The organism is Erwinia sp. TECH1, assembly GCF_054057575.1.
The window spans coordinates 4274839-4296942 of record NZ_JBSRZK010000001.1 but is presented as its reverse complement, the minus strand read 5'-3'; the positions used below and the strand labels follow the sequence as shown (position 1 = coordinate 4296942).

Annotated in this window: 16 protein-coding genes and 2 pseudogenes; 13 read left to right on the top strand and 5 right to left on the bottom strand. The window is 58.4% G+C overall.

All coding sequences use genetic code 11. From position 1 onward, the window contains the following. Nucleotides 1-158: 158 nt before the first annotated feature. The 3 genes from msrQ to acuI form a co-directional block, all read right to left on the bottom strand. On the bottom strand, nucleotides 159-758 hold the full coding sequence (gene msrQ / locus ACVWZ0_RS20125) for a protein-methionine-sulfoxide reductase heme-binding subunit MsrQ (RefSeq protein WP_253457796.1): 600 nt from the start codon (nucleotides 756-758) through the stop codon (nucleotides 159-161). Continuing rightward, the gene (gene msrP / locus ACVWZ0_RS20120; RefSeq protein ID WP_253457798.1) at nucleotides 758-1765 is read right to left on the bottom strand and encodes a protein-methionine-sulfoxide reductase catalytic subunit MsrP; all 1008 of its coding nucleotides are present in this window, start codon (nucleotides 1763-1765) and stop codon (nucleotides 758-760) included. The genes msrQ and msrP overlap by 1 nt, the downstream gene beginning before the upstream one ends. Nucleotides 1766-2004: 239 nt before the next feature. Next, nucleotides 2005-2982, bottom strand: a complete 978-nt coding sequence (acuI, locus tag ACVWZ0_RS20115) for an acrylyl-CoA reductase (NADPH) (protein ID WP_253457801.1) — start codon at nucleotides 2980-2982, stop codon at nucleotides 2005-2007. A gap of 179 nt (nucleotides 2983-3161) precedes the next feature. On the opposite strand from acuI, the gene csrD reads away from it, so the two are divergent. The 8 genes and pseudogenes from csrD to tldD all read left to right on the top strand — a co-directional run bounded on the left by csrD (nucleotide 3162) and on the right by tldD (nucleotide 15507). After that, nucleotides 3162-5111, top strand: a complete 1950-nt coding sequence (gene csrD / locus ACVWZ0_RS20110) for an RNase E specificity factor CsrD (protein WP_253457804.1) — start codon at nucleotides 3162-3164, stop codon at nucleotides 5109-5111. Between the two features lie 313 nt (nucleotides 5112-5424). Beyond that, entirely contained in the window at nucleotides 5425-6468 is a 1044-nt protein-coding gene (gene mreB, locus ACVWZ0_RS20105; protein ID WP_003855260.1) for a rod shape-determining protein MreB, read from the top strand. Between the two features lie 64 nt (nucleotides 6469-6532). After that, nucleotides 6533-7561, top strand: a complete 1029-nt coding sequence (mreC, locus tag ACVWZ0_RS20100; RefSeq protein WP_253457807.1) for a rod shape-determining protein MreC — start codon at nucleotides 6533-6535, stop codon at nucleotides 7559-7561. Next, nucleotides 7558-8046 (top strand): rod shape-determining protein MreD, encoded by a 489-nt coding sequence (gene mreD, locus ACVWZ0_RS20095; RefSeq protein ID WP_253457811.1) that lies wholly within the window; start codon nucleotides 7558-7560, stop codon nucleotides 8044-8046. Before mreC ends, mreD begins: the two co-directional genes overlap by 4 nt. A gap of 8 nt (nucleotides 8047-8054) precedes the next feature. Then, nucleotides 8055-8648, top strand: a complete 594-nt coding sequence (locus tag ACVWZ0_RS20090; protein ID WP_253457814.1) for a Maf family protein — start codon at nucleotides 8055-8057, stop codon at nucleotides 8646-8648. Next, nucleotides 8638-10108 (top strand): annotated as a pseudogene (gene rng, locus ACVWZ0_RS20085) (ribonuclease G). The gene ACVWZ0_RS20090 and the pseudogene rng overlap by 11 nt, the downstream one beginning before the upstream one ends. 93 nt (nucleotides 10109-10201) lie before the next feature. Beyond that, nucleotides 10202-13979 (top strand): annotated as a pseudogene (yhdP, locus tag ACVWZ0_RS20080) (AsmA2 domain-containing protein YhdP). 82 nt (nucleotides 13980-14061) lie between these two features. Next, on the top strand, nucleotides 14062-15507 hold the full coding sequence (gene tldD, locus ACVWZ0_RS20075) for a metalloprotease TldD (RefSeq protein WP_125287058.1): 1446 nt from the start codon (nucleotides 14062-14064) through the stop codon (nucleotides 15505-15507). Between the two features lie 44 nt (nucleotides 15508-15551). On the opposite strand, the gene aaeR is transcribed toward tldD, so the two are convergent. Continuing rightward, nucleotides 15552-16469, bottom strand: coding sequence for an HTH-type transcriptional activator AaeR (gene aaeR, locus ACVWZ0_RS20070; RefSeq protein ID WP_125287059.1), 918 nt, complete (start codon nucleotides 16467-16469; stop codon nucleotides 15552-15554). Nucleotides 16470-16737: 268 nt separating this feature from the next. On the opposite strand from aaeR, the gene aaeX reads away from it, so the two are divergent. The 5 genes from aaeX (at nucleotide 16738) to ACVWZ0_RS20045 (ending at nucleotide 21705) form a co-directional block, all read left to right on the top strand. Then, on the top strand, nucleotides 16738-16941 hold the full coding sequence (gene aaeX, locus ACVWZ0_RS20065) for a p-hydroxybenzoic acid efflux pump operon protein AaeX (protein WP_034890367.1): 204 nt from the start codon (nucleotides 16738-16740) through the stop codon (nucleotides 16939-16941). 7 nt (nucleotides 16942-16948) lie between these two features. After that, nucleotides 16949-17881: a p-hydroxybenzoic acid efflux pump subunit AaeA gene (gene aaeA / locus ACVWZ0_RS20060; RefSeq protein ID WP_253457821.1), complete on the top strand. Its 933-nt coding sequence runs from the start codon at nucleotides 16949-16951 to the stop codon at nucleotides 17879-17881. Between the two features lie 5 nt (nucleotides 17882-17886). Continuing rightward, nucleotides 17887-19842: a p-hydroxybenzoic acid efflux pump subunit AaeB gene (gene aaeB, locus ACVWZ0_RS20055; protein ID WP_253457823.1), complete on the top strand. Its 1956-nt coding sequence runs from the start codon at nucleotides 17887-17889 to the stop codon at nucleotides 19840-19842. A gap of 91 nt (nucleotides 19843-19933) precedes the next feature. Continuing rightward, a complete protein-coding gene (locus ACVWZ0_RS20050; protein ID WP_253457825.1) occupies nucleotides 19934-21385 on the top strand; it encodes an NAD-dependent succinate-semialdehyde dehydrogenase in 1452 nt (483 codons plus the stop codon). 50 nt (nucleotides 21386-21435) lie between these two features. Beyond that, the gene (locus tag ACVWZ0_RS20045) at nucleotides 21436-21705 is read left to right on the top strand and encodes a barstar family protein (RefSeq protein ID WP_253457826.1); all 270 of its coding nucleotides are present in this window, start codon (nucleotides 21436-21438) and stop codon (nucleotides 21703-21705) included. Nucleotides 21706-21777: 72 nt separating this feature from the next. Here ACVWZ0_RS20045 and yhcN read toward each other — a convergent pair whose 3' ends face one another. Further along, a complete protein-coding gene (gene yhcN / locus ACVWZ0_RS20040) occupies nucleotides 21778-22035 on the bottom strand; it encodes a peroxide/acid stress response protein YhcN (RefSeq protein ID WP_253457828.1) in 258 nt (85 codons plus the stop codon). Nucleotides 22036-22104: the final 69 nt, after the last annotated feature.

Genomic DNA, 22104 nt, shown 5'->3' with positions numbered 1-22104 from the left:
TTTGTCACCTTTCACGGTGAAATTTGGCCCCTGCACGGGTTTAAAACCGGGCATTATAACGATTTCAACGCAATTCGCAGCTAAATACTGGTCGTATCAGCGAAGATAATCCACCAAACGCCTAAGAAAGCATCCGGTTATGCGCGGCGGCGCACGTTTTATCGCAGCCACTGACGGAATTTCTTATAGCGCCACAGCAGCAGGATCAGCGCCAGAGACGCGTAGATCCAGGGCTGGGGCGAGAACGTTTTAACCGACCACAGATAGTGGACAGGTGCCAGGATCAGGACGAGATAAATGGCGTTATGCAGCTTTTGCCAGTTTTTGCCCAATTTTCGCTGCGCTTTCTGAAAAGAGGTCAGCGACAGCAGCAGCAGGATAAACCAGCTGATAATCCCCAGCGTCAGGTAGGGACGCGAGATCAGCTCCGAACCCAGCAGGCTGAGGTTAGCGATACCCAGCTCCAGCAGCGAATAGCTGACCAGATGCAGCGTGGCCCAGGCAAAACACCACAGTCCCAGCAGGCGACGGACGCGGATAAGCAGCGGCTGCCTGCCGTAGCGCGCCAGCGGCGTGACCAGCAGCGTGCCGAGCAGGAATTTCAGGGCCATCCGGCCGGTAAAATGCTGGATATCCTTTGCCGGATCGGCGCTCAGCCAGCCCTGGTTAATAGACAGGATCAGCCAGAGAAAAGGTAAAAAACCGGCCAGATGCAGCAGTACTTTCAGGCCGGTGATCTGCTTGCCCGTCAGACGCACTAGAAGTTCTCCCGCAGATCTAATCCCTTATAGAGGGAAGCCACCTGGTCGGCATAGCCGTTAAACAGCAGCGTGGGCTGACGCTTGACGTCCAGAATGCCGCCGGAGCCGATAAAACGCTCCGTAGCCTGCGACCAGCGCGGATGATCGACATGCGGATTCACATTGCCGTAGAAGCCATACTCGTTCGAGGCCAGCAGGTTCCAGGTAGTCGGCGGCTGCGCCTTGACCAGGGTAATTTTCACGATGGACTTGATGCCCTTAAACCCGTATTTCCACGGCACGGTCAGGCGGATCGGCGCGCCGTTTTGCGGCGGCAGCGCTTTGCCGTAAACGCCGGTGGTTAACATGGTCAACGGATGCATCGCTTCATCCAGCCGCAGCCCTTCCACATAGGGATAATCGATGCCGCCGCCGACAAAGCGATCGCGCTGGCCCGGCATCTCTTCCGGCGCGTAAATCGTTTGAAAGGCGACATAGCGCGCATTGCTGGTCGGCTCTGCGGCTTTTAACAGCTTGCCCAGCTCGAACCCAATCCAGGGCACCACCATCGACCAGGCCTCTACGCAGCGCATCCGATAAATACGCTGCTCTAACGGAAACCGCTTAAAGATATCGTCCATATCCAGCGTCATCGGCTTCATTACTTCGCCGCCGATCTCGATTTTCCAGTCGGCGGTTTTCAACGAGCCGGCGTTGGCCGCCGGATCCGCTTTATCCAGGCCGAATTCATAAAAGTTGTTGTAGCCCGTTACCTTATCTTCCGGCGTCAACGCTAAGTCGGCCTGATACTGTGCGGGCTTGCTGAAGTCGAGCGGTTTACCGGCCGGCGCTTTCTGGCTCTCTTTGCCTTTTCCCTGTAGCCAGGAAAGCACGTCGGCGCGGGCCGTCGGCACCGACAGCGCGGCGGCGCTAATCCCCAGCGCTTTCATTACCTGGCGACGCCGGGCGTTGAAAATGCTTTCCGGGGTAACATCGTTTTCAGTGAGTTTATCAACGGGCTTCATGGCTGTGTCTCCAGAGACGGTCACTTTTTAGCATGACCAAAAAAAGCGAATTCAGCGAATAAAAAAGCGGCTGGCGCGCAGAATATCAGCTCCGTAAAACCGTTGAGAGAGCAGGAAGTGTAATCAGTTATGTGAATGTTGAAGAAAGGTAAATATAAGGCGGGTTCGCTACGCCGGGCGGCAAGCGGCGCGCGATAAAAACCACCTGGCGGGATCGGCACGCCAGGTGATATAACGCGCTAGCGAATTTTTACCAGCGTCCGGCCGGTAATCTCGTTATTAAGCAGTTTGGCCGCGCTGGCAGCGGCATCGGCCAGCGCAATTTCCGTTGTCGCCTGCTGATAAAACGCGTCTGGCAGCGTTTTAACCAGCCTTTTCCAGGCCGCAAGGCGACGCTCTGCGGGTGCCGTAACGGAATCGACGCCCTGAAGGCGCACGTTTCGCAGAATAAAAGGCATTACGGTGGTTGGCAATGCAAACCCGGCCGCCAGGCCGCAGGCCGCTACCACGCCGCCGTAGTTCATCTGCGCCAGCACGCTCGCCAGTACCTTATCACCAGCGGTATCCACCGCGCCGGCCCAGCGCTGTTTTTCCAGCGGTCGGCTGTCGGCGCTGAAAGCCTCACGCGGCAGGATCTCGCTGGCGCCCAGCTGGTGAAGATAGTCATGGGTGGAGGATCTGCCGCTTACCGCTGTCACCCGATAGCCGAGCGAGCTGAGCAGGGAAACCGCCGTGCTGCCCACGCCGCCGCTGGCGCCGGTCACTATCACCTCGCCGCTGTCAGGCCGCACGCCGCCTTCCTCCAGCGCCATGATGCACAGCATAGCGGTCAGGCCAGCCGTGCCGATAATCATCGCCCGACGGCCATCAAGCCCTTCCGGCATCGGCGTCAGCCAGTCGCCTTTTACCCTGGCCTGTTCCGCCAGGCCGCCCCAGTGATTTTCCCCTACGCCCCAGCCGGTCAGCAGCACCTGTTGTCCGGTATGAAAGCGCGGATCTTCGCTATGGCGCACCTGGCCTGCAAAATCGATGCCGGGCACCATCGGAAACTGCCGGACAATTTTCCCTTTGCCGGTAATCGCCAGCGCATCTTTGTAGTTCAGGCCTGACCAGCTGACATCTACCGTCACCTCGCCCGGCGGCAGGGCGTCCGGGCTGAGCTGTTTTACCGTGGCCAGGGTTTTGCCTTCGGACTGTTCGAGAACCAGTGCGTGCATGAGAATCTCCTGAAAATGGAACGGAAAGGTATAATAAAAGTCTGACCTCACTATACTCCCGGCAATCAGTAAAATTTTGTTTAAGATGCATAAAAGCATGAGGAAGGTCTCTGCAAAGCCATTCGCCGTTACTGCTTTTTGCTACGGCGTCTCTTTCACGGTAGCCAAAGAGCACAAGGATGCGATTAACCACCAAACTCTCCGCAATGATTACCTTTGTCAGCGCACTGGTCATGCTTGTCATGCTGGTGGGCGGCGTAATGAGCTTTTATTACCTTAGCGATTTGCGCGCTGAGCATCGTCTGCAGACGATGGCGGACGACATCGACAGGGCACTCGACCATCAATCTCCTGACCAGATAGCCCCGGGGCTGTCGCAGGTGATGGGGCCTTTACAGGTTGTTCGCATCACTTTCATGGTAAATAATCAGCCCGTTAAAACCCTTTCCCGCCATCAGGATGCGCTGATGGAAGATGAGCCTAACCGCTATCGCAACAGCGTTATCCCTCTGAGCAAACATGCCCGGTACGTGCTGCATATCGTCTGGATAGACAGCGCGAAAACCTGGCTGATGTCCTTTATTGGCGCGTCCATCTTAAGCCTGCTGGTGCTGGCGATCGGCATCCTGCTGCTGATCCTGTTTTTCTCGCATCGCTGGCTGTACCGACAGCTTGAAGGCATGGAGCGGCTGGAAAATCGCGCGGCAAAAGTGCTGAGGGGCGAAAGAGAAACCGTGCGCCCGGGTTCCGTGCTGGAGTGGCCGCCCAAGGCCAGCAGCGCGCTGGATCTGCTGCTCGGCGATTTGCAGGAAGCCTCCGAGCGCCGCAATCGCGTTGATACGCTGATCCGGGCTTTCGCCGCGCAGGATCCCATGACCGGCCTGCATAACCGCCTTTTCTTCGACAACCAGCTGGCCACGCTGCTGGAAGATAGCGAAACCGCCGGCGCGCACGGCATGGTAATGATGATCCGCCTGCCGGATCTCGACACGCTGCGTGACAACTGGGGCCATGCGCCCGTGCAGGATTACCTTTTCGGCCTGGTGAACCTGCTGTCTACCTTCGTGATGCGCTATCCGGGTGCGCTGCTGGCACGCTATTTCCGCAGTGATTTCGCCGTTCTGCTGCCGCATCGCAGCCTGAAGGATGCCGACAGCATCGCCTCCCAGCTGATCAAAGCCGTGGACGCGCTGCCGCCCACGCGCATGCTGGATCGGGAAGATATGATCCATATCGGCATCAGCGCCTGGCAAAGCGGGCAAACCACGCAGCAGGTCATGGAAAACGTCGAGCTGGCCACGCGGCACGCGGCGCTGCTGGGCGGCAATAACTGGTCGGTCAGCGAAAAACCGGCGCCGGAGCTGAGCCGCGGCAGCGTCAAGTGGCGCACGCTGCTGGAAAATACCCTCAGTCGCGGCGGGCCGCGTTTGTATCAGAAACCGGCGGTAACGCGGGAAGGGCGGCTGCACCATCGCGAAATCATGCCGAGGATCTTTGACGGCAAAACCGAGCTGGCGGCGGCTGAATATCTGCCGCTGGTGCAGCAGCTGGGCATGGCCGAAGGTTATGACCGAATTTTGGTAAGCCGCATCCTGAGCTTTATCCAGGCCTGGCCGGAGGAAACGCTGGCGATACCGCTGACGATCGATGCGCTCCTGCAGCGTCCTTTCCAGATTTGGCTGCGCGATATGCTGCTGCAATACACTAAATCACAAAGAAACCGTATTTTATTTGAACTTGCGGAAGCGGATGTAGGTCAACATCTCTGCCGCTTGCACGGCGCCTTTCATTTACTGAAAGGTTTTGGCTGCCGTATTGCCATTATCCAGGCGGGGTTAACGCTGGTCAGCACGGTCTACATCAAGGTGGTGTCGCCGGAACTGATCAAGCTGCATCCCGGTCTGGTGCGCAATATTGACCGTCGCAAGGAGAATCAGCTGTTTGTGCAGAGTTTGCTCGAAAGCTGCAAGGGAACGTCAACGCAGGTTTTCGCCGCAGGCGTAAAAACCCGAAGTGAATGGCAAACCTTAACGGAGTCAGGGATAAACGGCGGCCAGGGCGATTTTTTTGCTCCTTCGCAGCTGCTGACAGGCGATATGAAAAAATATTCGCAAAGATATCGAGTTTAGTCTGCCGTTAAGCCGGATTTCACGTAGAATAGCCGCGCAGCTGTGGTGCCGGCTACGTTTGACGGGCGGTAAAGCAGTGCCTAAATATGTAAAAATTCATGTACGTTATGTCCGTAAAACGGCCTTAAAACAGGGGCGATGCGCCTGAACTCAGGCATTCTGCTCGCGTAGTTTTTTGGGTTGTGACTCAGGCGAGAGATAGCGTGATTTTTCACCGAAGTAGAGCGTTTTTGCGCCTTGTCGCTGCTTCGTGTGGTTGGTAAAGTAAGCGGATTTTATTATCCGCCCCCAGCTAGCAGGATTATCCTTCAGTATGTTTAAAAAATTCCGTGGCATGTTTTCCAACGACTTGTCCATCGACCTGGGTACCGCCAATACCCTGATTTATGTGAAAGGACAGGGCATCGTTCTGAATGAGCCTTCCGTCGTTGCTATTCGTCAGGATCGTGCCGGTTCCCCAAAGAGCGTTGCGGCAGTAGGTCATGACGCCAAGCAGATGCTGGGTCGTACCCCCGGCAATATCGCTGCTATCCGTCCAATGAAAGACGGCGTGATCGCCGACTTCTTTGTGACCGAAAAGATGCTGCAACACTTTATCAAACAGGTTCACAGCAACAGCTTTATGCGCCCAAGCCCGCGCGTGCTGGTGTGTGTGCCTGTCGGCGCGACCCAGGTTGAACGCCGTGCGATCCGTGAATCCGCACAGGGCGCAGGCGCGCGTGAAGTTTTCCTGATTGAAGAGCCAATGGCAGCCGCTATCGGTGCTGGCCTGCCGGTTTCGGAAGCGACCGGTTCAATGGTGGTCGATATCGGCGGCGGCACCACGGAAGTTGCGGTGATCTCTCTGAACGGCGTGGTTTACTCCTCTTCCGTGCGCATCGGCGGCGATCGCTTTGACGAAGCCATCATTAATTACGTGCGCCGTAACTACGGCTCGCTGATCGGCGAAGCCACCGCTGAACGAATCAAACATGAGATCGGCTCCGCTTATCCGGGCGACGAAGTGCGTGAGATCGAAGTGCGCGGTCGTAACCTGGCGGAAGGCGTGCCTCGCGGCTTTACGCTGAACTCCAACGAAATTCTGGAGGCGCTCCAGGAGCCGCTGACCGGCATCGTTAGCGCGGTGATGGTTGCGCTGGAACAGTGTCCGCCAGAGCTGGCCTCTGACATCTCCGAGCGCGGCATGGTGCTGACCGGCGGCGGCGCGCTGCTGCGCAACCTCGACCGTTTGCTGATGGAAGAAACCGGTATTCCGGTGGTAGTGGCTGAAGATCCGCTGACCTGCGTCGCACGCGGCGGCGGTAAGGCGTTGGAAATGATCGACATGCACGGCGGCGATTTGTTCAGCGAAGAATAATTTGCCATGAAGGCGCGCGGGTCCCGCGCGTCTTGTTAATGATGTCGAGGAATACGCCGAGTTTATGAAGCCGATCTTCAGCAGGGGCCCATCCCTGCAGTTACGCTTGTTTCTGGCAGTTGTGGTAGCGATAGGCGTGATTATCGCCGACAGCCGTATGGGCGCTTTCAGCCAGATACGCACCTACATGGATACGGCGGTCAGCCCATTCTATTTTCTGGCCAACGGGCCACGTCAGATTCTGGACAGCGTTTCCGACACGCTGGCCTCTCGCCAGCAGCTTGAGCTGGAAAACAAAGCCCTGCATCGCGAGCTGATGCTGAAAAACAGCGAGCTGCTGATGCTGGGGCAATTTAAGCAGGAAAACGCGCGTCTGCGCGAGCTGCTTGGTTCGCCGCTGCGTCAGGACGAGCACAAGATGGTCACCCAGGTCATCTCTACCGGCACGGATCCCTATACCGATCAGGTGGTAATCGACAAAGGCAGCGTAAACGGCGTTTACGAAGGCCAGCCGGTTATCAGCGATAAAGGCGTGGTCGGCCAGGTCGTCGCCGTCGGTAAAATCACCAGCCGCGTCATGCTGATTTGCGACTCCTCTCACGCGCTGCCGATTCAGGTATTGCGCAACGATATCCGCGTGATTGCGGCGGGCAACGGCTGTACGGAAGATCTTCAGCTTGAGCACTTGCCGGGCAACACCGATATCCGCGTGGGCGACGTGCTGGTCACTTCCGGCCTCGGCGGTCGCTTCCCGGAAGGCTACCCGGTCGGCGTGGTGTCCTCCGTGAAGCTCGATACGCAGCGCGCCTATACCGTGATCCAGGCGCGTCCGACGGCGGGCCTGCAACGCTTGCGCTATCTGCTGCTGCTGTGGGGCGCGGATCGCAACGGCACCATGCCGATGGCGCCGGATGAAGTGCACCGCGTCGCCAACGAGCGCCTGATGCAGATGATGCCGCAGGTGCTGCCGGCCGCCAGCGAAATGATGGGGCCGCCTGCGCCCGATAACGCATCGACAACCGGCCACACAACGCCTGCGGCTCAGGCCGCGCCTGCCGCTGCCGCGCCCGCCTCGCGCAGAGGCCAGCCTTGAGCAGCTATCGCAGCCATGGTCGCTGGGTTATCTGGTGCTCGTTTCTGGTGGCGCTGGTGCTGCAAATCATGCCGTGGCCCGATCAGCTCTATATGTTCCGGCCTTCCTGGCTGCTGTTGATCCTGATTTACTGGGTGCTGGCGCTGCCGCATCGCGTGAATGTCGGCACGGGTTTTGTGATGGGATCTATAATGGATCTGATTTCAGGCTCGACGCTGGGCGTGCGCGCGCTGGCTTTCAGCATCCTTGCTTACCTGGTGGCGTTTAAATTCCAGCTATTCCGCAATCTGGCGCTCTGGCAGCAGGCGCTGATGGTGATGGTGCTGTCGCTGGCGATGGATGTCATTGTCTTCTGGGCGGAATTTTTAGTTATTAACGTCTCGTTTCGTCCGGAAATCTTCTGGAGCAGCGTAATAGACGGTATTCTGTGGCCCTGGCTGTTCTTGCTGATGAGAAAAATACGTCGCCAGTTTGCCGTACAATAAGGAAGAGTATGATATCCCTTTACCTGGCCTCCGGTTCTCCCCGTCGTCGTGAATTACTTACGCAGCTTGGTCTGCGTTTTGCGCGTTTAAGCACGCAGGTTGAAGAGCGGCAGCAGCCCGGCGAAATGGCGGAAGCCTACGTCCGGCGTCTGGCGCTGGAAAAAGCGCAGGCCGGCGTGGCGGTGGCGGAGCAGGATCTGCCGGTGCTGGGCGCCGATACCATCGTGGTGCTGAACAACGAAGTGCTGGAGAAACCGGCAGACGAGGCCGCCGCCGCCGCGATGCTGGCTAAACTTTCCGGCCAGACGCATCAGGTGATGACGGCCGTCGCGCTGGCCGATCGGCAACGGCAGCTGGCGTGCATGGTGGTAACGGAAGTCACTTTTCGCCTGCTGAGCGAGGAGGACATTGCGGCCTATATCGCCAGCGGCGAGCCGATGGATAAAGCGGGCGCCTATGGCATTCAGGGACTGGGCGGGAATTTCGTCAGAAAAATCAATGGAAGCTATCACGCGGTGGTGGGGCTGCCCCTGGTGGAAACGGCTGAGCTGCTGAGCCAGTTTCACGCGCTGCGTGAGGTAAGGGAACAAGATGACGGCTGAACTTCTGGTAAATATTACCCCTTCGGAAACGCGCGTCGCCTATATTGACGGCGGCATTCTGCAGGAAATTCATATTGAACGCGAAGCGCGCCGGGGCATTGTCGGCAATATCTATAAAGGGCGCGTCAGCCGGGTTCTGCCGGGCATGCAGGCTGCCTTTGTCGATATCGGGCTGGAAAAAGCCGCCTTTCTGCACGCTTCCGACATCATGCCGCATACCGAATGCGTAGCGGGCGACGAGCGTAAAAACTTTTCCGTACGCGATATTTCCGAACTGGTTCGCCAGGGACAGGATCTGATGGTGCAGGTGGTGAAAGATCCGCTGGGCACTAAAGGCGCGCGTCTCACCACCGATATCACGCTGCCTTCGCGCTATCTGGTCTTTATGCCGGGCGCGTCGCACGTTGGCGTTTCGCAACGTATAGAAAGCGAAGCGGAGCGCGAGCGTCTTAAGTCCGTGGTGGCCGCCTACTGCGACGAGCTGGGCGGCTATATTATCCGCACCGCCGCCGAAGGCGTGGGCGAACAGGAGCTGGCTTCCGACGCCGCGTTTCTAAAACGTCTGTGGACTAAGGTCATCGAGCGCAAAAAGCGCAATAAAACCCGCTGCCGCCTCTATGGTGAAGTCGCGCTGTCGCAGCGTATCCTGCGCGATTTCGCCGGGGCCGCCTTGGATCGTATCCGTATCGATTCGCGTCAGACGTGGGAACATCTGGTGGAGTTCACCAGCGAATACATTCCTGAAATGACGGCAAAGCTGGAGCTGTACACCGGCAAGCAGCCGATTTTCGATTTGTTCGATGTGGAAAACGAAATCCAGCGCTCGCTGGATCGCAAGGTGGAGCTGAAATCCGGCGGCTATCTGATCATCGACCAAACCGAGGCGATGACCACCATCGATATCAATACCGGCGCCTTTGTCGGCCATCGCAATCTGGATGAAACCATCTTTAACACCAACGTCGAGGCGACGCAGGCGATCGCCCGCCAGCTGCGTCTGCGCAACCTCGGCGGCATTATCATTATCGACTTTATCGATATGAATAACGAAGATCACCGCCGTCGCGTGCTGCACTCGCTGGAGCAGGCGCTGAGTAAGGATCGGGTTAAAACCGGCATCAATGGTTTCTCGCAGCTTGGGCTGGTAGAGATGACCCGTAAACGCACGCGAGAAAGCATTGAGCATGTGCTGTGTCAGGACTGCCCGGTCTGCAAAGGACGCGGCACGCTGAAAACCGTGGAAACCGTCTGCTATGAGATCATGCGCGAAATAGTCCGCGTTCATCACGCCTACGATTCGGACCGTATTTTTGGTTTACGTTTCGCCTGCGGTTGGCGAGGCGCTGAAAACCGACGAATCCCATGCGCTGGCGGAAGTAGAGATATTCGTCGGCAAGCAGGTGAAAGTACAGATTGAACCGCTCTATACTCAGGAGCAGTTTGACGTGGTGATGATGTAAGCCATCGGCTATCCCGCTCAGAACAAAGCCAGCGCGCCCCACCGGGGATAAATACAGTTATTGCCCGCAGTGACGGGCATCAAGGAGAGGTGTGTGAGGCAATTGCCGAGGATCTTGCTACTGACCGGCGCAATAATCGTCGTTATTATTGCGCTGATAGTCAGCGGCCTGCGTCTGGCGATGCCGCATATCAACAGCTGGCGCACGCCTCTGCTGCAGCGCCTTTCCAGCGCTATCGACATGCCGGTAGAAGCCGCTTCCCTTAACGGGCGTTGGGAGAATTTCGGCCCGGTGCTGGAAATCAAAGCCCTTAATATCGGCCTGAAGGACGGCGGCTCGCTGAAGGTCGATCGCGTTTCGCTGGCCTTTGACGTCTGGCAATCGCTGCTGCATCTGCGCCCGCAGTTTCGCAATCTCGTCTTCTGGCGCCTGGATCTCGTCACCAATACGCCGCTCACCGCCGGCGACAGCGGCAAAGTAGAGCTCAAGCCGGGCCAGTTCAGCGATCTCTTTCTGCGTCAGTTTGACCACTTCGATTTGCAACAAAGCCAGATCAGTTTTCTGACGCTTTCCGGGCAGCGCGCCAGGCTGGATATGCCGCAGCTTACCTGGCTGAACGAAAAAAACCGTCACCGTGCGGAAGGGCTGGTCAGTTTGTCCAGCTTTACCGGCCAGCACGGCGTGGTACAGGTGCGTCTCGATCTCAGCGACACCAATGGCTATCTCGATACCGGGCGCGCCTGGATGCAGGCGGACGATGTGGATGTCAAACCCTGGCTGGGCCAGTGGATGCAGGACAACACCACGTTGAAAAGCGCCCGCTTCTCGCTGGCTGCCTGGATGAGCCTTGAAAACGGCGAAATCCACAGCGGCGATATCTTATTAAAGAAAGGCGGCGCGGAATGGCAGGGCGAAAACGAGGCACACCACTTCACCGTGGATAACCTCGCCGCCCATATCAGCCGCGTTGAGCAGGGCTGGCGTGCCGAAATGCCGCGAACCAGCCTGCATACCGACGGCATAGCCTGGCCAAAAGGGCGGGTATCGCTGCTCTGGCTGCCGCAACGTTCGTCCAGCCCGGAAGAGCTACGCATACGCGCCACCCATCTGGCGCTTGAGCGTATCGATGCGCTGCTGCCGCTGTTTTCCAAAGTGACGCCGACGCTGCTGACTAACTGGCGCACGCTGCAGCCGCACGGCGAAGTTCAGGCGCTGGCCGCCGATATTCCTTTACAGCAGCCGGAGAAAACCCGCTTTCAGGCCCGCTGGCAAAATCTGAGCTGGCAGCACTGGGAGCTGCTGCCGGGAATGCAGCATTTTAGCGGCTCGCTTACCGGCAGCGTCACGGACGGCAAGCTGAATTTCAGGCTGAAAGATGCCTCGCTGCCCGATGGCACCATGTTCCGCGCGCCGCTGCAAATCGCGCAGGCCAGCGGCGCCTTCAGCTGGCGGAGCGACGAGCAGGGCGTCACGCTGGCCGGACGGGATCTGGATGTGCAGGCGCGCTCGCTGTGGGCGAAGGGCGACTTCACCTGGGCGCAGGTCAAAGAGCAGGCGCCGCGGCTGGATATTCTGGCCGGCATTAACCTGACCGATGCGGCAGACGCCTGGCGCTACTTCCCGGAACCGCTGATGGGCACCAAACTGGTCGACTATCTCAGCGGCGCCATCAAAGGCGGGCAGGCGCAAAACGCCACGCTGCTGTTTGCGGGCAATCCCCAGCTTTTCCCTTTCAAACACAACGACGGTATGTTCCAGGTTTGGGTGCCGCTGCGTCAGGCGACCTATCGCTTCCAGCCCGGCTGGCCGGATCTGGAAAAGCTGGATATCAACCTGAACTTTATCAACGACGGCCTGTTTATGAAGGCGGATCGGGCAATGCTGGGCAACGTGCAGGGCAAAAACGTTGCCGCCGTTATTCCTGACTATATGAAAGAAAAGCTGATTATCGACAGCGATATCAGCGGGGCGGGCACGGAAATCGGCCGCTACTTTAACCAGACGCCGCTGAAGCCAACGCTGGGCGCGGCGCTGGACGAGCTACAGATTGGCGGCGATGTAAGCGGTCGCTTACATTTGAATATCCCGCTGGATGGGCAGGAAGTTAAAGCCAGCGGCGATGTGGCTCTGCATAATAATTCGCTGTTTATTAAACCGCTTAACAGCACCATCAAACAGCTGAGCGGCCGCTTCACTTACGACAACGGCAATCTGCAAAGCGAGCCGCTGACCGCCAGCTGGTTCGGGCAGCCGATGGGCGTCACGTTTACTACCCAGGAAGGCGAAAAGCATTACGCTATCGGCGTCGATCTTAAAGGCGACTGGCAGCCGGGCAAAATCGACGCGGTGCCGAAGGCGCTGCGCGAAAAACTGAACGGCAGCGCCAGCTGGCAAAGCGCGGTCGCCATTACGCTGCCGCACGGCGGAGGCGCGAACTACAAGGTCTCGCTGACCGGCGATCTGAAAAATGTAAGCAGTAACTTACCTTCGCCGCTGGATAAAGAGCGGGCTGCGCCGATGCCGATCCGCGTTCAGGCGCAGGGCGATCTGTCGGCCTTTACGCTGCATGGCGCGGTAGGTGAAAAGCACCGTTTCAACAGCCGCTGGCTATTGGGTAAGCCACGCGTCGATCGCGGCATCTGGGAAAATGACGCCACGCAAACGCCGCCGCTGCCGGCAACGTCAGGCATGACGCTTAATCTGCCGCCGCTGGATGGTGAAGCCTGGCTGGGGCTGCTGGCGGGCGGCACAGGCGCAGGCGGCGGACAGGCTTATCTGCCGGGCGATATCACGCTGCGCACGCCGGCGCTGACGCTGGGCGGGCAGCGCTGGCACGATCTGGAGGCAAACGCTGAGCCAGACGGTAGCGGGCGAAAACGTGGTGCAGGCCAAAGGACGCGAGATCGACGGCAAGTTGGTAATGAGACAGCACGCGCCGTGGCTGGGCCAGCTCAGCTACCTCTATTACAACCCGCAGTGGCCAGCGGCCAGCGGCTCCACGCCGTTTTCCGGCGAGCAGGCCAGCGGAATTGATTTCAGCAGCTGGCCCGCCGTTAATCTGAGCTGCAACGAATGCTGGCTGCGCGGCCAGCGCTTCGGCCGGATGGCGGCGGATCTGAGCCACACCCGCGATACCTTAAAGCTGCAAAACGGCCTGATCGATATCGGCAGCGCAAAACTGAAGGTGGCAGGCGAATGGGTCAACCAGCCGGGCGCGCAGCGCACGGCGCTGAAAGGCTCGCTCAGCGGCAAAAAAGTTGACGATGCCACCAACTGGTTCGGCATGAATTCGCCGCTGCGGGATGCGCCGTTTAACATCGATTACGATCTTCACTGGCAGGCCGCGCCGTGGAAGCCGTCGGTGGCGACGCTGAGCGGTGTGCTGAAATCGCACATGGGCGCCGGACAAATTGCCGATGTGAATACCGGCCGCGCCGGCCAGCTGCTGCGGCTGGTCAGTTTCGATGCGCTGCTGCGCAAGCTGCGCCTTGATTTCACCGACACTTTCAGTCAGGGCTTCTATTTTGATTCCATTAACGGCACTGCCTGGATTGAAAAGGGCGTGCTGCGTACCGATAACCTGCTGGTGGATGGCCTGGAAGCCGACATCGCCATGCAGGGCAAAATCGACCTGGTGAAACGGCAAATCGATATGGAAGCGGTAGTCGCGCCGGAAATTTCCGCGACCGTCGGCGTCGCCGCCGCGTTCGCCGTTAATCCGGTGGTCGGCGCAGCGGTCTTTGCCGCCAGCAAGGCGCTGGCGCCGCTGTGGAATAAGATCTCGGTGCTGCGCTACCATCTTTCCGGGCCGCTCGATAAGCCGCAAATTGACGAAGTGCTGCGCAAGCCGCGAGAAAAGAGCGCGAAGTGAATTTGACGTGACCGGGGAATTGCCTCAGGCTATAGAGATTACGACGCCAGCGGCGACTGGCTCCCAAACAGAGCGAGAATACATGAGTCTGAATCTGGTAAGTGAACAGTTACTAACTGCTAATAATATTAACCAACAGGATCTCTTTTCCCTTCTCGGTCAGCTCTCGGAACGCAAGCTGGACTACGCCGACCTCTATTTTCAGTCCGGCTACCACGAATCCTGGGTGCTGGAAGACAGGATTATCAAAGACGGCTCCTGGAACATCGATCAGGGCGTCGGCGTGCGCGCCATCAGCGGCGAAAAAACGGGCTTCGCCTACGCCGATCAGATCACGCTGAACGCTTTGACGCAAAGCGCCACGGCGGCGCGCAGTATTGTGCGCGAGCAGGGCAACGGCAAATCGCACACGCTGGGCGCGGTAATGAACCGCCCGCTTTACCCAACGGCCGATCCGCTGCAAAGCCTGACCCGTGAAGAGAAAATCGCGCTGCTGCATCGCGTGGATTCTGCGGCGCGTGCGGCGGACAAGCGTGTACAGGAAGTCAGCGCCAGCCTGAGCGGCGTTTACGAGATGGTGCTGGTGGCGGCCACCGACGGCACGCTGGCGGCCGACGTGCGTCCGCTGGTTCGCCTGTCGATAAGCGTGCAGGTTGAGGACAACGGCAAGCGCGAGCGCGGCTCCAGCGGCGGCGGCGGCCGTTTCGGCTACGAATTTTTCCTGGCCGACGAGTCTGGCGAAACCCGCGCGGAAGCCTGGGCGCGTGAAGCGGTGCGGATGGCGCTGGTCAACCTGAGCGCCGTCGCGGCGCCGGCGGGCAGCATTCCGGTGGTGCTGGGCGCGGGCTGGCCTGGCGTGCTGCTGCACGAAGCGGTTGGTCACGGTCTGGAAGGCGACTTCAACCGTCGCGGCACCTCGGTGTTCAGCGGCCAGATCGGTCAGAAAGTGGCGTCGGATCTCTGTACGGTGGTCGATGACGGCACCATCGAAGGCCTGCGCGGTTCGCTGGCAGTGGATGACGAAGGCGTGCCGGGCCAGTACAACGTACTGATCGAAAACGGCGTGCTGAAAGGCTATATGCAGGACAAGCTGAACGCCCGCCTGATGGGCGTCAAGCCTACGGGCAACGGCCGCCGCGAATCCTACGCGCATCTGCCAATGCCGCGCATGACCAACACCTATATGCTGGCAGGCAAGTCGACGCCGGAAGATATCATCGCCAGCGTCGAGTATGGCCTCTATGCGCCAAACTTCGGCGGCGGTCAGGTGGATATCACCTCCGGGAAATTTGTTTTCTCGACCTCGGAAGCCTATCTGATTGAGAACGGCAAAGTGACCAAACCGGTGAAAGGCGCCACGCTGATCGGTTCCGGTATTGAGGCGATGCAGCAAATCTCGATGGTAGGCAACGACCTCGCGCTGGATAAGGGCGTGGGCGTTTGCGGCAAAGAAGGGCAAAGTCTGCCGGTTGGCGTTGGCCAGCCGACCCTGAAGCTGGATAAGCTGACCGTGGGCGGCACCGCCTGACGGATAGCGACCACGAAAAGGCGAGCCATAGCGGCTCGCCTTTTTTATTTCTGCCGATACTCCTGGTACACGTCCGCCACCTTATGGAAGTAATCCGTCAGATAATTGATACACACCTGTACCTTCAGCGGCAGCTTGTCCTTCTGCGTATAAACCGCATAAACCGGCCGGGGATCGGACTGATAGTGCGCAAACAGGATCTCGATTTTACCGGCGTTGATCTCGTCGATGATCCACATCAGCGGCACGTAGGCGATGCCCGTTCCGGCCACCAGCCAGCGGATTAGCGTTTGCGAATCGTTGGTGGCGAAGCGTCCCTGCGGCGAAAGGCGAATGGCGAGGCCTTCCGGCGACGTCAGCTCAAAATCGTTGTCGGGCCGCACGCTGTACTCCAGCCAGGAAAAGTTGCCGATATCCGAAGGCTTTTCCGGCGTGCCGTGCTGCGCCAGATAGCTTTTGGCGGCGCAGACCACCATCGGCATTGAGCCAAGGCGGCGAGAGAACAGGCTGGAATCGCGCAGCGCGCCAACGCGGATCACCAGATCCAGCCCGTCGGCGATCAGGTCGGGCGCAGGGATGCCGGTCACCAGATTCACCGTCAGGCCAGGATATTCTTTCAGCATCTCGGCGGTCATATTCGCCAGCACGTTCTGCGCCATGGTCGAAGAGCTGCCGATGCGCAGCGTGCCGATCGGCGTATTGTTGAAGGCGTACAGCTGCTCGTGCACCTGCTGCGCTTCCGACATCATCCTGCGGCAGCCCTGGAAATAGATTTTTCCGGCTTCGGTCAGGCCCAGGCTGCGCGTGCTGCGGTTCAGCAGCTTGACCTGTAGCTCATCCTCCAGCTTCGCCACGATCTGGCTGACGGCGGAAACGCTCATTTGCAGATGGTTGGCGGCCGCGGTAAAAGAGCCCAGCTCCACCACACGCGCAAACACGGACATGCCCTTCATTCTTTCCATTATTAACTCTGGCTTAAAAGTGATTTAGATCACATTTGGTAGAAAACAGATAGTCAGCCGCGTTACTATAGCATCGCCGGGTTACCATTCCGTAACTCAACTCGCCGAAATGCTGACGCCTGAATACGCTATTATTCATACAGCGCCGGTTTTTGATAAGACCGTCTGCGGTTAATCTGACATCATCATCCGTAGAGCAGCAGCCACCCTGTCCGGGGCGGCCGTTTTTTTGTGGCGGAGCGCCCGGTAAACCCGACAAGGATAAGAGATGAGCGTGCTTCCGGTTATTGTGATATTTGGGCTCTCCTTCCCGCCCATATTTTTTGAGATTATCGTGTCATTGATGCTGTTCTGGCTGGTGCGTCGTTTGCTTACGCCCACCGGGATCTATGACCTGGTCTGGCATCCTGCGTTATTTAATACAGCACTCTACTGCTGCCTGTTCTACCTGGTTTCCCGATTGTTTGTCTGAGGTCACAGTGAAAGCGTTAACAAGAAAAATTTCCCGGTTTGCCATCACCCTTATCCTGGTGGTCATTGCCGTTGTTGGTATTTTCCACGTCTGGGTTTACTACACAGAATCGCCGTGGACGCGCGACGCAAAATTCACGGCGGACGTGGTCGCTATCGCGCCAGATGTCAGCGGCCTGATCACCGACGTGCGCGTGCGGGATAACCAGCTGGTGAAAAAGGATCAGGTGCTGTTCGTGGTCGATCAGCCGCGCTATCAGCAGGCGCTGAACCAGGCGGAAGCGGACGTGGCCTATTACCAGGCGCTGGTCAGTGAAAAACGCCGTGAGGCAGGCCGCCGCAATCAGCTCGGCGTCTCTGCTATGTCGCGTGAGGCTATCGAGCAGGCCAACAGCGATTACCAGACCACGGAACACCAGCTGGCGAAAGCTGTCGCCACGCGCGATACCGCGAAGCTGGATCTGGAGCGTACCGTGGTCAAAGCGCCGGCGGACGGCTGGATCACTAACCTGAACGTCTATCGCGGCGAATTTATCACGCGCGGCTCTACCGCCGTGGCGCTGGTGCAGCAGCACACCTTCTACGTGCTGGCCTATATGGAAGAAACCAAGCTGGAAGGCGTGCGTCCCGGCTATCGCGTGGAGATCACGCCGCTGGGCAGCAACCGCGTGCTGCAGGGCACCGTTGACAGCGTGGCCGCTGGCGTGACCAACAGCAGCAGCACCGTCGACAGCAAAGGCATGGCGACCATCGATTCCAACCTGGAGTGGGTGCGTCTGGCGCAGCGCGTGCCGGTACGTATTCATCTCGACCAGCAGCAGGGCAATCTTTATCCTGCCGGCACGACGGCAACCGTGATTGTGACGGGCGCTCAGGATCGTCAGCCGCAGGAGATGTCGCCGGCGATGAAGCTGATGCACCGCCTGCGTGAGTTCGGCTAAGCGCCATGTGGTATCAACTGCGGTTTCCGATCAAGCTGACCTTCGCCATTCTGCTGGCGTTGCTGATCGGCTTTCACTTTAATCTGGAAACGCCGCGCTGGGCGGTAATGACCGCCTGTATCGTCGCAGGCGGCACGGCCTTTGCCGCAGGCGGCGATCCTTTCTCCGGCGCGCTGCGCCATCGCGGGATGCTGCGTATTATCGGCACCTTTATCGGCTGCCTGGCCGCGCTGACGATTATGATCGCCACCATCCGCGCGCCGGTGGTGATGCTGCTGCTGTGCTGCCTGTGGGCCGGTTTCTGCGTCTGGCTTTCCTCCTTAATCAAAGTTGAAAACTCCTATGCGCTGGGCCTGGCGGGCTATACGGCGCTGATTATCGTGGTCAGCCTGGACGCTAACGGCTCGGTGCTGCTGGCGCCGCAGTTTGCCGTCGAGCGCTGTAGCGAAATCATTATCGGCATCGTCTGCGCCATTCTGGCCGACATGCTGTTTTCGCCGCGCTCCATCAAACAGGATATCGATCGCGCTATCGACGGGCTGCTGGTGGATCAGTACAAGCTGATGCAGCTTTGCGTGGCGCACGGCGACAAAGAAGAGGTCGACAAAGCCTGGACCGATCTGGTGCGTCGCACCACCGCGCTGAACGGAATGCGTACCCATCTGATGATGGAGTCAGGCCACTGGCAGCGAGCGGACAGGCGACTGCGCGCGTTAAATACGCTGTCGCTGACCTTGATTACCCAGGCCTGCGAAACTTTTCTGATCCAGAATACTCGTCAGGAATATGTGCCGCCGCAGTTTCACCTTTTCTTTGAAAAGCCGGTTGAGAACGTCGCCGATATCCATAAGCGCATGAAAATTATGCGCCGCGTGATCACCGCCAGCGGCAGCAAAAATACGCCGGTCACCGTCAGCAACTGGGTCGGCGCGGCTTCACGCTATTTGCTGCTGCTGAAAGGCATAAAAACCAACAGCAGCATCAGCGGCATGGAAGAAGAAGTGCTGGATGGCGAGCCGGTGGTAAAAATGCGCTCGGCGGAAACGCGCCACGCGCTGATCAACGGCGTGCGCACTTTTGTCGCCACGGCGGTCGGTTCGCTGTTCTGGCTGTGGAGCGGCTGGACATCGGGCAGCGGCGCAATGGTGATGCTCGCGGTGATCACCGCGCTGGCGATGAGGATGCCGAACCCGCTGATGATGGCGAAGGATTTTCTGTACGGCATGATGGTGGCGATCCCCTTAGGGGCGCTCTATTACATGGTGCTGATGCCCGCCACGCAGCAAAGTATGCTGCTGCTCTGCCTCTGCCTGGGCGTGATGGCCTTTATCGGCGGCATCCTTATTCAGCGCCGTCAGATCGGCACGCTGGGCGCGCTGGTCGGCACCATCAATATCCTGACGCTGGACAATCCCATGACCTTTAACGTCAGCGCCTTCCTGGATAACGCACTCGGTCAGGCGATCGGCTGTTTCCTGGCGCTGCTGGTCATTTTGCTTATTCGCGACACCTCAAAAGCGCGGACCGGACGCACGCTGCTGAACCGCTTTATGTATTCCGCCGTGGCGGCCATGACCACCAATCAGGCCCGCCGTCGCGAGAACCATCTGCCGGCGCTGTACCAGCAGCTGTTTATGTTGCTGAATCTTTTTCCAGGCGATATCAACAAGTTTCGTATCGCGCTGACGTTGATTATCGGACACCAGCGCCTGCGCGATGCCGATATCCCGGTTAACAGCGATCTTTCTGCTTTCCACAAGCAGCTGCGGCATACGGCGGATCGGGTTATTTCGGCAGGCAGCGACGCCAAACGACGCCACTACTTCGAGCGGCTGCTGGCGGAACTGGCTATCTATCAGGAAAAGCTGGTGCATTACGAGGCGCCGCTAAGCGTCACCGAGCCCGTGCAGCGCCTGGCGAGCATGTTAAAAAAATATCAGACCACGCTGCTGCAAATCTGATTAAGAGATCTCCGCTTCTTGCCCTTCTTGCGGCCTGTCATGCAGGCCGCCATCTATACTTATCCCAACGGTAATCCAATGGGAGAACAGTATGAGCAACTCGCTTCAGGACAACGACTTATTTCAGACCGGCTTTTTTATCGACGGTCAGTGGCAGCAGGGCGGCGCAACCTTTGACGTACTGAACCCGGCCACCGGTGAAGTCATTACTCAGGTCGCGCGCGCCGGTAAAGACGAAACCGGACGGGCGATTGCCGCCGCCGCCAAAGCCTTTCCCGCCTGGCGGGCGAAAACCGCTAAAGAGCGTAGCGAAATCCTTTACCGCTGGTATCAGCTGATTATCGACAACAAAGCCTGGCTGGGCAAACTGATGACGGCGGAGCAGGGTAAGCCCGTAAAAGAAGCCGAGGGTGAAGTCGAGTACGCCGCCAGCTTTATTCAGTGGTTTGCCGAGCAGGCAAAGCGCGCTAACGGTGAAATCATTCCGCCGGCCAAAGCGGGATCGCGCATTCTGGCGACGCGCGAACCCATCGGCGTGGTCGCTGCTATTACGCCCTGGAATTTCCCGATGGCGATGCTGACGCGCAAGCTTGGCCCCGCGCTGGCCGCAGGCTGCACCGGCATTATCAAACCCGCTAATAACACGCCGCTGTCGGCTTTTGCTCTGGTGGCGCTGGCGAAAAAAGCGGGCGTGCCGGACGGCGTGCTGAACGCGGTGGCGGGCGATACCAAAGCCATCAGCGAAGCCATTATGGCCAGTTCGACGGTCAGGAAAATCTCTTTCACCGGTTCAACGGAAGTCGGCAAGCTGCTGATGCGTAACGCCGCTGAGACGATGAAAAAAGTGTCGATGGAGCTGGGCGGCAACGCGCCCTATATCGTCTTTGAGGATGCGGATATCGACGCCGCCGTTAAAGGTGCCATCGCCAACAAGTTCCGCAACGCGGGCCAGGTTTGCGTTAGCGTTAACCGCTTCTTTATTCACAACAGCGTTTACGACCGTTTTGTCAGCCAGCTGGCGGAAGAGGTAGGCAAGCTGAAGGTGGGTAACGGCATGGAAGAAGGGGTGATTGTCGGGCCGCTGATTGAGGCTTCTGCCGTAGATAAGGTGGAAGAGCATGTTAAAGACGCCAAAGCGAAAGGCGGCAAGATAGTCGTCGGCGGCGACCGGCACGCGCTCGGCGGCAATTTCTGGCAGCCGACGGTGATTGCCGAAGCCAATGAAAACATGAAGCTGGCCAAAGAGGAAACGTTTGGCCCGGTCGCCGCCTGTTTCCGCTTTGATAGCGAAGAAGAGGTAATCCGCCGCGCCAACGATACCGAATTTGGTCTGGCCGCCTACTTCTATACCCGTGATGTCCAGCGCATCTTCCGCGTAGCGGCGGCGCTGGAAAGCGGCATGATCGGCATCAATGAGTGCGCGGTATCCACCGAGCTGGCGCCTTTTGGCGGCGTGAAAGAGTCCGGGCTGGGACGGGAAGGATCGGTGCTGGGACTGGAAGAGTTTTTAGAGGTCAAAGCCCTGCATATCGGGGGACTGTAACTCACCGGGCGGCCACGCGTCGCCCGACCGTTTTCCTGTGGAGCGGCAGTATGAGAACAGAAATTTTTGATTTTAATGAAATCGTGGATCAGGCGCATTTCTTCCGACAGTTCAGCGATCGTTTTTCACTGGGCGATCGGCTTATTACCGATTTGGACAGCCTGTGGGAAGTGGTGAGCGACAGATCGCTGCCGTTACCGCTGGAGATCGAATTTGTGCATCTTGGCACAGGCCAGAGACGGCGCTACGGCGCGTTGATCCTGCTGTTTGACGAAGCGGAGGAAGAGCTGGAAGGGCAGCTACGATTTAACGTGCGCTGAAACGAAAAAAGGCCCCGGCGAACGGGGCCAAAAGGTTCGTCATATAACCGTCAGGGTAACGGTGACGAGGAATTACTTATACAGCTCGGCGGTGACGTGCCAGGTGTTGTCGTTACGCGCTTCGATAACGCGATAGGCGCTGGCGCCTTGTTCATCCGCTTTCTGCGACAGCTGCTGACGAATATCCATCGGTGCGCCCGCCACGCCGCCTAATGAAATGGTGCCGGCGGATTGTAGATGCTGCGATTGCTCTGCGTTAACCAGCTGTGCAGCTGAAGCGCCGAAGGAAAGTACGGAGAGCAGGCTTAATACGGCTAAAGTTGTTTTCATGATTTTCTTCCTCATTGTCCTCAACAACCCGCGTCTGAAACCTGTCAGGTCGTCGATATAGCGGCAGGC

Excerpts from the sequence above, each read along its gene's own strand:
- msrP (WP_253457798.1), bottom strand. The coding sequence starts at position 1,765 with ATGAAGCCCGTTGATAAACTCACTGAAAACGATGTTACCCCGGAAAGC.
- acuI (WP_253457801.1), bottom strand. The coding sequence starts at position 2,982 with ATGCACGCACTGGTTCTCGAACAGTCCGAAGGCAAAACCCTGGCCACG.
- csrD (WP_253457804.1), top strand. The coding sequence starts at position 3,162 with ATGCGATTAACCACCAAACTCTCCGCAATGATTACCTTTGTCAGCGCA.
- mreB (WP_003855260.1), top strand. The coding sequence starts at position 5,425 with ATGTTTAAAAAATTCCGTGGCATGTTTTCCAACGACTTGTCCATCGAC.
- mreC (WP_253457807.1), top strand. The coding sequence starts at position 6,533 with ATGAAGCCGATCTTCAGCAGGGGCCCATCCCTGCAGTTACGCTTGTTT.
- ACVWZ0_RS20090 (WP_253457814.1), top strand. The coding sequence starts at position 8,055 with ATGATATCCCTTTACCTGGCCTCCGGTTCTCCCCGTCGTCGTGAATTA.
- tldD (WP_125287058.1), top strand. The coding sequence starts at position 14,062 with ATGAGTCTGAATCTGGTAAGTGAACAGTTACTAACTGCTAATAATATT.
- aaeR (WP_125287059.1), bottom strand. The coding sequence starts at position 16,469 with ATGGAAAGAATGAAGGGCATGTCCGTGTTTGCGCGTGTGGTGGAGCTG.
- aaeX (WP_034890367.1), top strand. The coding sequence starts at position 16,738 with ATGAGCGTGCTTCCGGTTATTGTGATATTTGGGCTCTCCTTCCCGCCC.
- aaeB (WP_253457823.1), top strand. The coding sequence starts at position 17,887 with ATGTGGTATCAACTGCGGTTTCCGATCAAGCTGACCTTCGCCATTCTG.
- ACVWZ0_RS20050 (WP_253457825.1), top strand. The coding sequence starts at position 19,934 with ATGAGCAACTCGCTTCAGGACAACGACTTATTTCAGACCGGCTTTTTT.
- ACVWZ0_RS20045 (WP_253457826.1), top strand. The coding sequence starts at position 21,436 with ATGAGAACAGAAATTTTTGATTTTAATGAAATCGTGGATCAGGCGCAT.
- yhcN (WP_253457828.1), bottom strand. The coding sequence starts at position 22,035 with ATGAAAACAACTTTAGCCGTATTAAGCCTGCTCTCCGTACTTTCCTTC.